General features: G+C 63.9%; 15 protein-coding genes. 12 read left to right on the top strand and 3 right to left on the bottom strand.

Features of this window, described 5'->3' with window-relative positions; all coding sequences use genetic code 11:
• Positions 1 to 169: 169 nt before the first annotated feature.
• From ACTXGA_RS16955 to ACTXGA_RS16930, 6 genes are all read left to right on the top strand, one after another.
• Positions 170 to 2,038 carry an ABC transporter ATP-binding protein gene (locus tag ACTXGA_RS16955; protein ID WP_443395688.1) on the top strand — a complete coding sequence of 623 codons (1,869 nt, stop codon included), beginning with the start codon at positions 170 to 172 and terminating at the stop codon, positions 2,036 to 2,038.
• A complete protein-coding gene (locus tag ACTXGA_RS16950) occupies positions 2,038 to 3,897 on the top strand; it encodes an ABC transporter ATP-binding protein (protein WP_443395686.1) in 1,860 nt (619 codons plus the stop codon). Before ACTXGA_RS16955 ends, ACTXGA_RS16950 begins: the two co-directional genes overlap by 1 nt.
• Entirely contained in the window at positions 3,894 to 5,726 is a 1,833-nt protein-coding gene (locus ACTXGA_RS16945) for an ABC transporter ATP-binding protein (protein WP_443395684.1), read from the top strand. The genes ACTXGA_RS16950 and ACTXGA_RS16945 overlap by 4 nt, the downstream gene beginning before the upstream one ends.
• A 75-nt stretch (positions 5,727 to 5,801) precedes the next feature.
• Positions 5,802 to 7,031: a class I SAM-dependent RNA methyltransferase gene (locus ACTXGA_RS16940; protein ID WP_443395682.1), complete on the top strand. Its 1,230-nt coding sequence runs from the start codon at positions 5,802 to 5,804 to the stop codon at positions 7,029 to 7,031.
• Between the two features lie 4 nt (positions 7,032 to 7,035).
• Positions 7,036 to 7,824: an ion transporter gene (locus ACTXGA_RS16935; protein WP_443395680.1), complete on the top strand. Its 789-nt coding sequence runs from the start codon at positions 7,036 to 7,038 to the stop codon at positions 7,822 to 7,824.
• Between the two features lie 58 nt (positions 7,825 to 7,882).
• Complete coding sequence (locus ACTXGA_RS16930; protein ID WP_443395678.1) at positions 7,883 to 8,374, top strand: L,D-transpeptidase family protein; 492 nt, start codon at positions 7,883 to 7,885, stop codon at positions 8,372 to 8,374.
• A gap of 68 nt (positions 8,375 to 8,442) precedes the next feature.
• Here the strand turns inward: ACTXGA_RS16930 and dalA are convergent, their stop codons facing one another.
• On the bottom strand, positions 8,443 to 9,012 hold the full coding sequence (gene dalA, locus ACTXGA_RS16925) for a divisome-associated lipoprotein DalA (RefSeq protein ID WP_443395676.1): 570 nt from the start codon (positions 9,010 to 9,012) through the stop codon (positions 8,443 to 8,445).
• Positions 9,013 to 9,183: 171 nt separating this feature from the next.
• On the opposite strand from dalA, the gene ACTXGA_RS16920 reads away from it, so the two are divergent.
• Both ACTXGA_RS16920 and ACTXGA_RS16915 read left to right on the top strand, forming a co-directional pair.
• Positions 9,184 to 9,780, top strand: coding sequence for a L,D-transpeptidase (locus tag ACTXGA_RS16920; protein ID WP_443395675.1), 597 nt, complete (start codon positions 9,184 to 9,186; stop codon positions 9,778 to 9,780).
• 148 nt (positions 9,781 to 9,928) lie between these two features.
• Positions 9,929 to 10,129 (top strand): ferrochelatase, encoded by a 201-nt coding sequence (locus ACTXGA_RS16915; protein ID WP_443395673.1) that lies wholly within the window; start codon positions 9,929 to 9,931, stop codon positions 10,127 to 10,129.
• 121 nt (positions 10,130 to 10,250) lie between these two features.
• Here the strand turns inward: ACTXGA_RS16915 and hemH are convergent, their stop codons facing one another.
• Together hemH and ACTXGA_RS16905 are read right to left on the bottom strand one after the other, a co-directional pair.
• Complete coding sequence (hemH, locus tag ACTXGA_RS16910) at positions 10,251 to 11,315, bottom strand: ferrochelatase (protein WP_443395671.1); 1,065 nt, start codon at positions 11,313 to 11,315, stop codon at positions 10,251 to 10,253.
• 55 nt (positions 11,316 to 11,370) lie between these two features.
• Positions 11,371 to 12,189 carry a methyltransferase domain-containing protein gene (locus tag ACTXGA_RS16905; RefSeq protein ID WP_443395669.1) on the bottom strand — a complete coding sequence of 273 codons (819 nt, stop codon included), beginning with the start codon at positions 12,187 to 12,189 and terminating at the stop codon, positions 11,371 to 11,373.
• Here ACTXGA_RS16905 and ACTXGA_RS16900 point away from each other — a divergent pair.
• Genes ACTXGA_RS16900 through ACTXGA_RS16885 form a run of 4 tightly spaced genes read left to right on the top strand, consistent with a single transcriptional unit; the run spans position 12,188 to position 14,491 of the window.
• Positions 12,188 to 12,934 (top strand): ComF family protein, encoded by a 747-nt coding sequence (locus ACTXGA_RS16900; RefSeq protein WP_443395667.1) that lies wholly within the window; start codon positions 12,188 to 12,190, stop codon positions 12,932 to 12,934. The two genes, ACTXGA_RS16905 and ACTXGA_RS16900, sit on opposite strands and share 2 nt — an antisense overlap.
• A 35-nt stretch (positions 12,935 to 12,969) precedes the next feature.
• Positions 12,970 to 13,227, top strand: a complete 258-nt coding sequence (gene grxC, locus ACTXGA_RS16895) for a glutaredoxin 3 (protein ID WP_443395665.1) — start codon at positions 12,970 to 12,972, stop codon at positions 13,225 to 13,227.
• The gene (locus tag ACTXGA_RS16890; RefSeq protein WP_443395663.1) at positions 13,227 to 14,063 is read left to right on the top strand and encodes a carbon-nitrogen hydrolase family protein; all 837 of its coding nucleotides are present in this window, start codon (positions 13,227 to 13,229) and stop codon (positions 14,061 to 14,063) included. Before grxC ends, ACTXGA_RS16890 begins: the two co-directional genes overlap by 1 nt.
• Positions 14,060 to 14,491, top strand: coding sequence for a MarR family winged helix-turn-helix transcriptional regulator (locus ACTXGA_RS16885; RefSeq protein WP_443395662.1), 432 nt, complete (start codon positions 14,060 to 14,062; stop codon positions 14,489 to 14,491). Before ACTXGA_RS16890 ends, ACTXGA_RS16885 begins: the two co-directional genes overlap by 4 nt.
• Positions 14,492 to 14,501: the final 10 nt, after the last annotated feature.

Raw genomic sequence — 14,501 nt, 5'->3', positions numbered from 1 at the left:
GCGGTTTTCTGTCCTAAAAAACCAGCGACTCAATTCTACCGGGGAGAAACGATGGTGCGTCCAAGGATCTTTATCAGCTTCGTCTGAGCCGATCTGGACGTACGGGATCGGCTTTGGCCAACCCCGTTCAAAACATCGTTGTCTTTTTTCGCCTTTGAAAGGCCCCGGTATGTTCCGCTTTTTTGAGAACCTCGTCGATCCCTATGAACCCTATGCGCAGAACGACACGCCGCCCCGGCGGCTGGTGCCGTTCATCCTGCAATACACGCGTCCGTTTCGGGGGGTGTTCATCGTTGCGACGCTGACCTCAATCGTCACCGCGACGATTGAAATCGGTTTGCTTTGGGCGATGGGCTGGGTGGTCGACATCCTCGAGGGGGATCCGGCGCAGGTCTGGGGCGCGCATGGTCTGGCCCTGATCGCGCTGGCTGTGTTCCTGTTGCTGCTGCGTCCGCTGATCAACGTCTTTGACGTGGCGCTGATCAACCAGACGATCCTGCCCAACCTTGGCACCCTGATCCGCTACCGCGCGCATGGCCATGTGTTGCGCCAGTCCGTCGGCTGGTTCGAAAACGATTTCGCGGGCCGGATCGCCAACCGGATCATGCAGACCCCGCCCGCAGTGGGCGAGGTTGCCTTTCAAACCTTTGACGCGATGACCTTTTCCATCGCTTATGTTGTCGGCGCGCTGGTCCTGTTGGGCGGGGCCGATCCGCGGCTGATGGTGCCGCTGGTTGTCTGGGTCGTGCTCTACGGTCTGCTGATCCGCTGGACGGTGCGGCATGTCTCGCCGGCGTCCAAGGCCTCGTCCGATGCGAGGTCACAGTTCAACGGGCGCGTGGTGGACAGCTATACCAACATTCAGTCGGTCAAGATGTTCGCGCAGCATGACCGGGAGCTGGCAGACGCCAAGGACGTGATCGAATACGGGCGGCACACCTTTCAAAAGGAGATGCGGCTCTACACCATCATGGATCTGGTGCTGAACCTGCTAAACGGTTTCCTGATCGTCGGGGTTGTCGGCACTGCGCTGTTCCTGTGGATGGGGGGCAGTGCCACGGCGGGGGCCGTGGCGGCGGCGACGGCGCTGGTTCTGCGGCTGAACGCGATGACCGGCTGGATCATGTGGGCGACAACCTCGCTGTTCCGCGAATTGGGGATCGTGCAGGAGGGGATGGAAACCATCGCGCAGCCGATCAGCCTGACGGATGCATCCGGGGCAGTGCCGCTGAAACTGACGGCAGGAGAGATCCGCGTCGAGGATCTGTCGCACCACTATGGGCGCGGGTCGGGGGGGCTGGACCAGATCTCGCTGACCATCCGTCCGGGTGAAAAGGTGGGGCTTGTCGGGCGGTCCGGCGCGGGAAAATCCACCTTGGTCAAGCTGTTGTTGCGGTTCTACGACGTGGAACAGGGGCGCATCCTGATCGACAGGCAGGACATCTCTGCCGTGACGCAGGACAGCCTGCGCCTGAGCATCGGTATGGTGCAGCAGGATTCCTCACTGCTGCACCGCTCGGTGCGGGACAACCTGCTCTACGGTCGCCCCGACGCTTCTGAGGATCAGATCATCGCGGCTGCCAAACAGGCGCAGGCGCATGAATTCATCCTCGATCTGGAGGATCCGCAGGGGCGCGCCGGCTATGACGCCCATGTGGGGGAACGTGGTGTGAAACTGTCGGGTGGGCAGCGGCAGCGGGTGACGTTGGCGCGGGTGATCCTGAAGGACGCGCCGATCCTCCTGCTGGATGAGGCGACAAGCGCGCTCGATTCCGAGGTCGAGGCGGCGATTCAGGATACGCTTTACGGCATGATGCAGGGCAAGACGGTCATCGCCGTCGCCCACCGTTTGAGCACGATCGCGCAGATGGACCGCATTCTGGTCATGGATCAGGGGCGGTTCGTTGAACAGGGCAACCATGACGCACTTTTGGCGCAGGGCGGCCTATATGCAGGTTTTTGGGCAAGGCAATCCGGCGGGTTTCTCGACCCGGACACTCAGTCCGCGACGGAAACGGATACGGAGGCAGCAGAATAATGCAGCTATTTCAACGACTGATATACCGGGCCGGCAACCTGATAGACCCCGAACGGCAGGCCGAGGGCCAGCCGCCCGACCGCCTGCGCGCCTTCATGGCATGGGCGCTGCAGGGGGGCTGGATGATCGTCTGGCTGGGCGTGGCGATTTCCGTCCTGGCCGGGATCACAGAGGTGCTGTCGATGTACCTGCTGGGCCGGGTCGTGGATGCGGTCGGCGCGCCGGTAGAGGTCAGTTTCCTGTCCGATCACGGCGTGCTGATTGCCGTGGCGGTGGGGCTGTTGCTGATCGCGCGGCCCCTGCTGTTCGGCGGGCTGGCGCTGACGCAGGCGGTGATGATCGGGCCCAACATCTTCAAGCTGATCCTCGCGCGGCTGTACCGCTGGACCATCGGCCAGTCGGTGACCTTTTTCGACGATGATTACGCCGGGCGCATCGCGCAGAAACAGCTACAGGCGGCGCGGTCCCTGACGGAAATCGTGATCGAATCGGTCAACGCCGTCACCTTCGGGCTTGCGACGGTCATCGGCACCGCCGTCCTGCTGGGCGCGATCCATCCCGTGATGCTGGCGCTACTGGTGGGCTGGTTCGCGCTGTACCTCGGCTTTCTGCGCGTCATGCTGCCCAAGATCCGCAGCCGCTCCGCCGCGCGGGCAGAGGCGCAGGCAATGGTGACCGGGCAGGTGGTGGACACGATTTCCAACATCAAGACGGTCAAGCTGTTCGCCGGGGACAGCCATGAGGACCGCATGGCGCTGGGCGCGATGGAGAGCCTGCGCGGCAAGGCTCTGCACTTTGGCGAGGCGACGACGACCTTCCGTCTTGGCCTGATCTTCATCGCCGGGATCTTGCCTGTGATCATGGTGGGCGCCGCGATTGTTTTGCGCTCTTCCGGTGTCTCTCCCGGCGATATCGCCGCCGTCGGCGCGGTGACGATCCGGCTGTCGCAGATGACCGGCTGGATCAGCTTTACGCTGATGGTGATCTACGGCCACGTCGGAGAGGTCGAGGACGGCATGGCCACGCTCAGCGTGGGCCACGCGCTGACCGATGCCCCCGAAGCCCATGACCTGACCGTAACGGACGGCGAGATCGTCTTTGACGATGTGCAGTTTGCCTATGGCGGGCGCACCGGCGGCGTGTCCGGTATTTCGCTGACCATTGCGCCCGGCGAAAAGCTGGCCATTGTCGGTGCCTCCGGCGCGGGCAAGTCCACCTTGGTTTCTCTGCTGCTGCGCCTTTACGACACCGAAGGTGGCTCTGTGCGGATCGACGGCGCCGATGTCGCCACGGTCACGCAGCACAGCCTGCGCCAGCAGATCGGCATGGTCACGCAGGAAACCGCCATGTTCAACCGCTCGGCGCTGGACAATATCCGCTACGGTCGGCCCAATGCCACCCGCGAAGAGGTGGTCGCTGCTGCCAAGCGGGCAGAGGCGCATGACTTCATCCTCGATCTGGCCGATTTCAAGGGCCGCAAGGGGTATGAGGCCTATCTGGGCGAACGCGGTGTGAAACTGTCCGGCGGACAGCGGCAGCGCATCGCGCTGGCCCGCGCGATACTGAAGGACGCACCGATCCTTGTTCTGGACGAGGCAACGAGCGCGCTGGATTCCGAGGTCGAGGCCTCGATCCAGGAGGCGCTGGCGCGGGTGATGGAGGGCAAGACCGTGCTGGCCATCGCGCACAGGCTGTCGACCATTTCCAGCATGGATCGCATCGTCGTCCTGCACGAAGGGCAGATCGCCGAACAAGGCAGCCACGATGACCTGTTGGCGGAGGGCGGGCTCTACGCGCGCTATTGGGAACGGCAGTCCGGCGGTTTCCTTGGCGAAGACGCGGTGGAGGCCGCCGAATGATCCGACGCTTGGGCGACATGATCGATCCCTTCGCCCCCGCCGAAGGACCGCCGCCGCAAAGCCTGTGGCCCTTTGCGCGCTGGGCGTTGCGCGGGTCGGAAAAGGCGATCCTCGCGGCGGTCTGCGTGACCTTCATGACCGGCTTGGCTGAACTGGTCGCCGCGCGTTTTACCGGTTGGGTGATAGACACCGCCGAGGCGACGGGGCAGGGGGCGTTCTGGGGGCCGTACTGGGGTCTGATCGTCTTTGGTCTGGTGTTTTTCCTGCTGGTGCGGCCGCTGATCTTTGTCTTTGACGCGGGCGTCAGCAGCATCCTGCTGGGGCCGAACCTGTTCCCGCTGGTCCTCAGCCGGATCAACCGGCACACGCTGGGCCATTCGATGCGGTTCTTTGAGAACGATTTCGCCGGCCGCATCAGTCAAAAGGCCTTTCAGACCGCCAGATCGCTGACCGACCTCGTGATCGAAGCGACCGATGTGCTGGTCTATGCGCTGGCGATGTTCCTTGGCTCCTTCGTTCTGATCGGGGCCATCGACCCGCGCCTGCTTTTGGTCTTTGCGCTGTGGGCAGTGCTCTATGTGGCGGCGCTGCGGTATTTCATCCCGCGTGTTCAGGCGCGCTCGCAGGCGCGGGCGGGGGCGCGCACCCATGTCAGCGGTCAGATCGTGGACACGCTGTCCAACATCGCCACGGTCAAGCTCTTCGCCGCTGACGATCAGGAGGATCGCGCCACGCTGGGCGCGCTGGACCGCTATCGTGATCGCTCGATGGAGTTCGGGACGATTTCCGCGTTTTTCCGGGTGGTTCTGATGACGCTGGGGGGCTTGCTGCCCATGGTGTCGATCCTTGGCGCGCTGTATCTCTGGACGCTGGGCAGTGCCTCGGCGGGCGATATCGCCATGACGGCCATGGTCACAACGCGGCTGTCGATGCTGACCAACCGGCTGGGCCGGGTGGTGATGACCATCTACACCCATATCGGAGAGATCGAGGACGGCGTCGCCACCCTGACCGGCACGCATGAGATCATGGATCGCGTTGACGCCTTGCCGCGCGCGCCGCACGGGCGGATCGTCTTTGATCATGTGGGCTTTGCCTATGGCGGCGAAAAGTCGGCGCTGCGGGATTTCGACCTGTCGATTGCGCCGGGGGAAAAGGTGGCGCTCGTCGGGGCCTCCGGCGCGGGAAAATCCACCGCCGTGTCGCTGTTATTGCGGCTCTATGACGTGGAACAGGGGCGCATCCTGCTGGGCGGGACAGACATTCGTGACGTGACTCAATCCGGCCTGCGGCAGGTGATTTCGGTGGTGCGGCAGGAAACGGCAATGTTCAACCGCTCCGCCATGGACAACATCCGATACGGCCGTCCCGATGCCACGGACGAAGAGGTCTTTGCCGCCGCCCGCCGGGCCTCGGCGCATGAGTTCATCCTTGATCTCAGCGATCACAAGGGCAACCGGGGCTATGACGCGCGGTTGGGCGAGCGGGGCGTGAAACTGTCCGGCGGCCAGCGGCAGCGCATCGCACTGGCCCGCGCGATCCTCAAGGACGCACCGGTTCTGATACTGGACGAAGCGACCAGCGCCTTGGATTCCGAGGTCGAGGCCGAAATCCAGACCGCCCTGCAGGAGGTCATGCAGGGCAAGACCGTTCTGGCCATCGCGCACCGCCTGTCCACCATCGCGCAGATGGACCGGATCGTGGTGATGGACGGGGGCCGGATCGTCGAACAGGGGCCGCATGAGGTGCTTCTGGCGCAGGGTGGCCTGTATGCCCGCTACTGGGAGCGGCAATCGGGCGGTTTCCTTGGGGCCGAAGCCGCGGAATAGTGACCGGCGCTGGCGCTTTGGGCATGCGGCGGCTATTGGGTATCTTTGCCAAGTAGAAACAGCAGGGTGGCGCTCATGTCCGAAGACGTGCAGCAGATAACGATAGAGCGTCTGGGCCATCACGGTGACGGCATCGCGCCGGGGCCGGTCTATGCGCCGGGGATGTTGCCGGGCGAGGTGGTCGAAGGCGTCGTGACCAACGGGTTCATGGCCGCGCCCCGCATCCTGACCCCCTCTGATCAGCGTGTTTCCCCTCCGTGCCGCCACGCGAAATCCTGCGGCGGGTGCCAGTTGCAGCACGCCGCCGACGACTTTGTGACGGCGTGGAAAGAGGGCGTGGTCCGCTGGGCGCTACAGGCGCATGGGCTGGAATGCACATTGCGCGAAACGGTGACCTCCCCGGCGCGGTCGCGCAGGCGGGCGGCGTTTTCGGCACGGCGGACCAAGAAGGGCGCGCTGGCGGGTTTCCATCAAAAGGCCTCTGACGTGGTGGTCGCGGTGCCGGATTGCCAGTTGGTGACGCCTGCCTTGGTCGCGTCCCTGCCGATTGTCGAACGGCTGGCCATCGCTGGCGCGTCACGCAAGGGCGAACTGTCGGTTCTGGTGACGGAAAGCCTGTCGGGGCTGGATGTCTCGGTGCGGGGCGGCAAGCCGGTGGATGACGAATTCCGGGTCGAACTGGCCCGGATCGCGCAGGAGGACGGGCTGGCGCGTCTGGCATGGGACGATGAGGTCCTGACGCTGAAACCGCCCCACCAGAAATTCGGCGAGGCGCTGGTTGTGCCACCGCCGGGGGCCTTTCTGCAGGCGACCGAAACCGGGCAGGCGGCGCTGCTTGCCGGGGTCAAGGAGGCGCTGGAGGGCGCGGCTTTCGTGGGCGATCTGTTCGCCGGGTGTGGCACCTTTGCCCTGCCGCTGGCGCGGCAGGCACGGGTCCACGCGGTCGAGGGCGACGCCGCCATGACCCGCGCGCTGGACAAAGGCTGGCGGCAGGCGCAGGGGCTGAAAAAGGTGACGCATGAGGCGCGCGACCTGTTCCGCAACCCGCTTTTGCCGGATGAGCTGGACCGCTTCGACGGGGTGGTGATCGACCCGCCGCGCGCCGGGGCAGAGGCGCAGGTGGAACAGATCGCCCGCGCCCGCGTGCCGCGTATCGCGCACGTGTCCTGCAATCCGGTCACCTTTGCGCGGGACTGCGCGCGGCTGGTTCAGGCGGGCTATCGCCTTGACTGGGTGCAGGTGGTTGACCAGTTCCGCTGGTCCACCCATGTGGAGGTCGTCGCAGGCCTGAGACTGGAGAAATGACCTGATGAATTTACGCGCGCGCGTCGGGGCAATCGTCGATATGCCCAGCGTCCAGAACGCCATCATTGCGGTGATTCTGCTGAACGCCGTGGTGCTGGGGATGGAAACATCCGACGCGCTGATGAGCCGTTACGGAGGGCTGATCGTGGCGCTGGACAAGATCTGTCTTGCGATCTTCATCGTTGAAATCGCGGCCAAGCTCTTTGCGCGCGGCTGGCGGTTCTTTCTCTCCGGCTGGAGCGTGTTCGATTTCGTGATCGTCGGCATCGCGCTTGTGCCGGGCGCGGGCGGCCTGTCGGTGCTGCGGGCGCTGCGCATCCTGCGGGTCTTGCGCGTGATTTCCGTGGCCCCGCGCCTGCGCCGGGTGGTCGAGGGGTTCGTCACCGCACTGCCGGGGATGGGCAGCGTGTTCCTGCTGATGGCGATCATCTTCTACATCGGCTCCGTCATGGCGACGAAGCTGTTCGGTGACAGTTTCCCCGACTGGTTTGGCGATTTGGGCCTGTCGGCCTATTCGCTGTTCCAAATCATGACGTTGGAAAGCTGGTCCATGGGGATCGTCCGCCCGGTGATGGAGGTCTACCCCTACGCCTGGCTGTTCTTCGTGCCCTTCATCATGGTCACCACATTCGCGGTGGTGAACCTGCTGGTGGGTCTGATCGTGAACTCGATGCAGGATGCCCACCACGAAGAGGATAACGAACGCACCGACCTCTACCGGGACGAGGTGCTGGCGCGCCTGGAAGCGATAGAGCGGCGTCTGGCCGAGCAGGGAGAACTGGCGAAGAAGTGACCTACACCGGATCGCGCGACTGATATAGACTGGCCCAAAATCAAAACGGGGCAGTGCAATGCGATTTCTGGGAATACTGATGGTCTTGACGCTTGGGCTGGGTTTGTCCGCCTGCGGCAAGTTCCCAACTTACAATGGGCCGGAGGTGACCCATGTTCTGGTGAACAAGGGTGCGCGCAAGATGTACCTGATTCATGATCAGGAGGTGCTGGAATCCTATGACGTGGGCCTTGGGTTCGCGCCGCGCGGACACAAGGCGATCGAGGGCGATGGCAGGACGCCCGAAGGCAGCTACATCATCGACCGGCGCAATCCCAACAGCCAGTTCTACCTGTCGATCGGGGTGTCCTACCCGAACCATCAGGACCGTGCCAAGGCGAACGGGATGGGCAAAAGCCCGGGGGGCGACATCTTCATTCACGGGCGGCCGTGGAAGTACCGCAAGGGCGGGCGCGACTGGACGGCGGGATGCATTGCGGTGTCCAACCGCGAAATACGCCAGATCTATTCGATGGTGAAGAACGGCACGCCGATCACCATCAACCCCTGAACGGTCCAAGGAAAAAGGCGGGGAACTCCCCGCCTTTTGTCATTCCGTGTGTTGTCTTGCAGCCGGGTTCAGCTTGCGGCGGCGGGGGTTGCAACGGCCACAATGCCCGAACCGGGCGCGCCCAGAACCATGCACCACCAGATCTTGCCGTTGGGTTCCTGATGCCAGGCAAAGCCGAGATCGCGCGCCGAACCGTCAAGGATCACGTTGCGGGTTTCCTGCTTTTCCATCCACGCGCCCAGCGTTTCCAGCTCTGTCTCGTAGGTTTCAGAGATCGTCTCACCCACAAGGCGGCCCTGATAGCCGACGCGGCGCACCCGGTCGATCGGCGAGGATCCGTCAGACCCAAAGTGCCACGGACGGTTCTGAACGGCCATGTCGCGCGCATGGGTAGCGGCGGCGGCGTTCAACTGCGCGTCCAGCGTAACCTCGGGGGCACCGGCGGACTTGCGCAGCGCATTCACCGCGTCCAGCATCCGGTACTGGATGCGTCCGTCGCTTGAATTCGAGATGCGATAGACCTGCGGCAGGGGTTTGCCGTCCGGTCCCAGCCGCGTCACCGGGGTTGTGGTCGGCGTGGTGGTGCAGGCAGCCATGGCTGCGGCAGACGACAGGGCGAGAAAGGCACGACGGTTCATTACAGGCTGCTCTTGGATCTTTGCATTTGGAACCGGCTTAGCGAAGGACGCGTTGCCAATCAAACCCACATCGGCGTGATGAGGCCCAATGACGCCTGTTTGAATTGCGACTGCGGCTTTCGGGCCATAATATGCCGACGCATCATTTTAACTGCCCAAGGACGAAGCATCATGACGAAGTTGGCAGGAAAACCGCTGGGCCGACGCGCCTTTCTGGCTGGTGGCGCGGCCCTGATCGGCACGCCCGTGCTGGCCCAGGACGTGAACCAGGGCACGACAGAGTTCGACCGTCAGGTCATCGGCTCCGTGCGCCGCAATATCTCCAGTTTCCGCACCCTGTCGTGGCAGGATTATTTCAGCAACACCCGCAACGGTGCGATCCTTGTCGATATTTCCTCACGCGCGCTGCACTTCTGGCGCGAGGATGGGGCCTATTACCTGTACCCCTCTTCGGTGCCGCTGACAGAGGATCTGACCCGTCGGGGCCGCACCAGCGTGATTCTGAAGGATCCCAACCCCGATTGGCGTCCGACGCCGTCGATGAAAAAGCGCAACCCCGAGTGGCCGGACTATGTGGGCCCGGGTCCGGACAACCCGCTGGGCACCCGCGCGCTGCATCTTGGCTGGACCTATTACCGGATCCATGGCACCCACGACACGCGCAAGATTGGCCGCCGTTCGTCGAACGGATGCATCGGTCTCTATAACGAGCATATCGAGCAACTCTACGAGATGGCCCGGGTCGGAACGCAGGTGTTGCTAATTTGACGACACCGGCCGTGACCTCCATTTCGGGCATGTCGGAACCAATTGCAAACCCTCCGAATTACTGCTTAGAGAGAGTCACGAGGTAAGTCTTGGGTGCCTGTCGGCGGTACGCTTATGTCCACGGCAGGCGAATATCTGGAGAAGAAACATGAAGAAAATCGCTCTCGCAGCCGTCTTCGCTGGCGCAGCATCCACCGCATTCGCTGGTTCGTACAAGTCGTACGCCAAGGACGAAGTCGTCATGGAGCCCGTCGTGGTCGTGGAAGAAACCCAGGAGGCATCGTCCTCCGCTGGTATCCTGATCCCGCTGCTCCTGATCGCGATCATCGCAGCTGCAGCCGCTGACTAATTGTCAGCCGGTTACGGACGATACAGACAATGAAAAAGGCGGTGCGACGACACCGCCTTTTTTGATTCCGGGTCCTGCCTGCGCCGCTGATTTGGTTAACGAAACCGCGCGCTTGGCCGGGTCAGCCGACCCAGCCCGACAGGTTTTCATCAATCACCTGGGTCAGCGCATCGATATGCGCCTCATCGGCGTTGAGGCAGGGGATATAGGTGAAATGCTCACCGCCCGCCTCTTCAAAGCTTTCCTTGATCTCTTCGTTGATCTCTTCCAGCGTCTCGATGCAATCCGCTGAGAAGGCCGGGGCGCAGATGGCGATGTGTTTCTTGCCGTCCTCTTTCGCCAGACGCGCGACCTCTTCGACGGTGTAGGGCTGCAGCCATTCCTCGGGGCCGAATCGGCTCTGGAAGGTGGTCTTGATCTGGGTGTTGTCCCAGCCCAGACGCTCTTTCAGCAGTCGAGTCGTTTTCTGGCACTGGCAGTGATAGGGATCGCCCTCCATCAGGTAGCGCTGCGGCAACCCGTGGTAGGAACAGACAAGGATTTCCGGACGGGACTCTGCCTGCGCATAGGCCCGCTCGATGGATTGCGCCAAGGCCTCGATATACATCGGATGCTCGAAATAGGGGTCCACGATGCGGGCCGTGGGCTGCCATTTCTCTTTCATCAGGGCGCGAAAGAACTGATCGTTCGCGGTGGCCGAGGTGGCGCCCGCATAATGCGGATAAAGCGGAAAGAACAGGATCTTGCGGCATCCCGCCTCGACCATCTTGCGCACCTTCGATTCGGTCGACGGATTGCCGTAGCGCATGCAGTAATCGACCATGACCTGATCACCATAGGCCAGCGACATGCGGTTGGTGATCTTTGCGGTCTGCTCCTTGGTGATCGTCGCAAGGGGGCTCTCATCGGCCTCCTCGTTCCAGATCGACTTGTAGGCCGCGCCAGAGGTGAAGGGCCGTTTCGACAGGATGATCAATTGCAGCAGCGGCTGCCATTTCCAGCGCGGATAGTCGATCACCCGCTGATCCGACAGGAATTCGTTCAGATAGCGCCGCATGGACCAATAATCCGTCCCATCCGGCGTGCCCAGGTTGGCCAGCAGCACGCCAACGCGCGGGCGCGGCAGTTTCGGATGGTCAGCCGGGGCAGAGGAATGCAGCGCGGCGGTATTTGTAGCGTCCAGCATGGCGGTGGTCCCGTGGTCTTGTTTACGGTCGGAGGTATCGCGGTTCATTGCGGCGTCAACTTTTTAGCGGTGTTTCCGAGGTGTTCAGCACGTCGGCAAGCCGTTGCGCCGCGGATCCGGGGCGCAGGGGCTGTGGTTGAGAGGCATCCGGCGCCCATCCGGTCAGCGTGATGATCTCGAACGTGGCGGGCACACGGCCATCTGGCAGGGCATAGGCCTGTTCATAAAGCCCGGCGGCGCGCAGCAGCACGGCGCGGCGGGTCGGCCGCCGCAGCCGCGTGTCCAGGGCGTTCGATTCGCCCATCGCCCGCAACTCGCGCATCAGGTGAAAGGCGGTCTGATAGCTGGCGGTCAGGGGCGCGGAATCGGCCACGGGCAGGGCCAGCCCGGCCCGCTGGATCAGCGCGCCAAGATCCCGGATCTCGCCCATGGGGGCGACGCGCGGCGACAGCCCGCCGGTCAGCTCGGTTTCCGCCTGCCCCAGTGCGGCGCGCAATTCATGCAGCGTCTGCCCGCCAAGGGTCAGCACAAGGCACAGCCCGTCGGGCCGCAGCGCACGGCGGCACTGTATCATCTGGCCCACCGGGTCATCCGCCCAATGCAGGCACAGCCCGTGAATCACCAGATCCTGCGAGGCTTCGGCCAGATCCAGAACCTCGGCGTCCGGGACGATCCGGGCGTTCGGGAACAGCGGCTCCCAGACCTGCGGGTAGGGGGTCACCACGGCCACATCCGTAAACGTCCTGTTAACCATGGCCAGACGATCCTGAGCGTCGTCGGCGGCGGCGTCATGCAGGAACAGCGCCTCACGCTGGGCGCGGGCGCGGTGCAGGGTCAGGGCATTCCGATCGGTCAGGCGCGGAGGATTAGGCATGGGTAAGGCTCTTAGGCTGTGGTCGGCGGGGATGCAAACGCTGGTGCAGCTGGTCTACCCGCCGCGCTGCCTTGCCTGCGGTGGATTGGTCGAAACGGACTTTGGCCTTTGCGGGGCTTGCTGGCGTGACACGCCGTTCATTTCCGGCCTTTCCTGCGATCTCTGCGGCGTGCCCCTGCCCGGTCAGTCGGACCGGGAGGAGGTCTGCGATGACTGTCTGACCATTGCGCGGCCATGGCAACACGGTCGGGCGGCGCTGGTCTATCGGGACCGGGGGCGGCGCATGGTTCTGGCGCTGAAACACGGCGACCGGCACGACATCGCCCGCCCCGCCGCGCGCTGGATGGCGCGGGTGAGCCGCAGCCTTGTTCGGGACGATACGCTGGTGGTGCCGGTGCCGCTGCATGTCAAACGCCACCTGCGCCGCCGCTACAACCAATCCGCCCTGCTGGCCGAGGCTTTGGCCACGGAACTGGGCTGCGACTGGTCGCCCGATGCCCTGCAGCGGCCAGAGCCGACGCCTGTGCTGGACGGGCGCAGCCGTCAGGAACGATTTGAGGCGCTGGAGGGGCGCATCCGGGTCGCGGAACGCGCGCGGGCACAGATCGACGGACGCCCGGTCCTGATCGTCGATGACGTGATGACCACAGGAGCGACGCTTTCTGCGGCATCCGAGGCCTGTCTTGCGGCCGGTGCAACAGAGATTTGCGTCTGCGTGCTGGCGCGCGCCGCCAAAGACGCCTAAATCACCTGCAAACACCCTTTTTGCGGAGGACCGACATGCAACCGGTCGAAATCTACTCGTCGCCGCTCTGCGGTTATTGCCACGCGGCCAAGCGCCTGCTCGACAGCAAGGGCGTGGACTATTCCGAGGTCGATGTCCTGCAACAGCCCGATCGCCGGTCCGAAATGATGGACCGCGCCAATGGCCGTCATACTGTGCCGCAGATCTTCATCGGCGAAACCCATGTGGGCGGCTATGACGATCTGGCGGCGCTGGAACGGCAGGGCAAGCTGGACCCCCTGCTGGCAGGGTGATGCGGGCCGCGCTCCTTCAGATGTCTTCGTCGGATGATCCGGCGGAAAACCTTGTCACGATGCAGGATATGCTGAGGCAGGCCAAGGATGCAGGCGCCGATCTGGCGCTGACGCCCGAGGTCTGCAACTGCGTCTCGATGGACCGCAGCCATCAGGCAAAGGTGCTGCGCGTCGAGGATCAAGACACCGTTCTGAAGGGCCTGCGCAAGACGGCGGCGGACCTGGATCTCTGGCTGCTGGTGGGCTCGCTGGCGCTGAAGGCGGATCCGCCGGAGACGCGCTTCGTCAACCGCTCGTTCCTGATCGGCCCGGATGGGGCGATCCGGGCGCGCTACGACAAGATGCACATGTTCGATGTGCAGGTCTCGGACACCGAAACCTACCGCGAATCATCGGGTTATGCGCCGGGGGATCGCGCGGTTCTGGCCGAAACGCCGCTGGGCGCTATCGGACTGACCGTCTGTTACGATGTCCGCTTTGCCTATCTCTATCGCACACTGGCACAGGCCGGGGCGCAGATCCTGACGGTGCCCGCCGCCTTTTCGCCCGGCACCGGCCCGGCGCATTGGCAGCCGCTCTTGCAGGCGCGCGCCATCGAAACCGGCAGCTATGTGCTGGCCCCGGCCCAGACCGGCACCCACAACGCGCAGGCGGGCCGCGCGCGCAAAACCTACGGGCACAGCATGGCGATAACCCCTTGGGGAGAGGTGCTGCTGGACGCCGGGACCGACCCGGGTGTCTTTTGCGTCGATCTGGACATGGCAAAGGTGGCCGAGGCGCGGCGCAAGGTGCCCGCCCTCACCCATGACCGCCAATTCACGGGACCACGGGCATGAGCGACGCCAGCGCCCTTGCCATCTCGCTCTTCAGCGAACTCCTGACAGCGGATCAGCTCTTGCGCGCGCGCCTCACCAAGGTGCTGCCCAACCGTATGGAAATCTCGCATTTCTCGGTGCTCAATCACCTAGCGCGCGGCGGCGAAAGAACCCCCGCCCAACTGGCCCGCGCCTTTCACGTCACACGCGGCGCGATGACCAACACGCTGGGCAAGCTTGAAATTGCGGGCTACGTCCACATCCGCCCGGACTGGGACGACGCCCGGCGCAAGCTGGTGTCGATCTCCTCCGCCGGACAATCCGCCCGCGAAGCGGCCCTGGCCGCGATCACACCCTTGATCGAGGAAATGCTCAGCGATCTTGGAGAGGCCAAGGTCAAGGCCGCGCTGCCCGTCCTGCGGGAATTGCGCCTGCGGCTGGAAGAATAGGGGGCGCTGC

The sequence above is a fragment of the Antarctobacter jejuensis genome, from assembly GCF_052266595.1.
In the GTDB taxonomy this organism is placed as follows: Bacteria; Pseudomonadota; Alphaproteobacteria; order Rhodobacterales; family Rhodobacteraceae; genus Antarctobacter; species Antarctobacter jejuensis.
The sequence above is the reverse complement of the archived record's forward strand: the minus strand, read 5'-3'. Positions and strand labels throughout refer to the sequence as shown.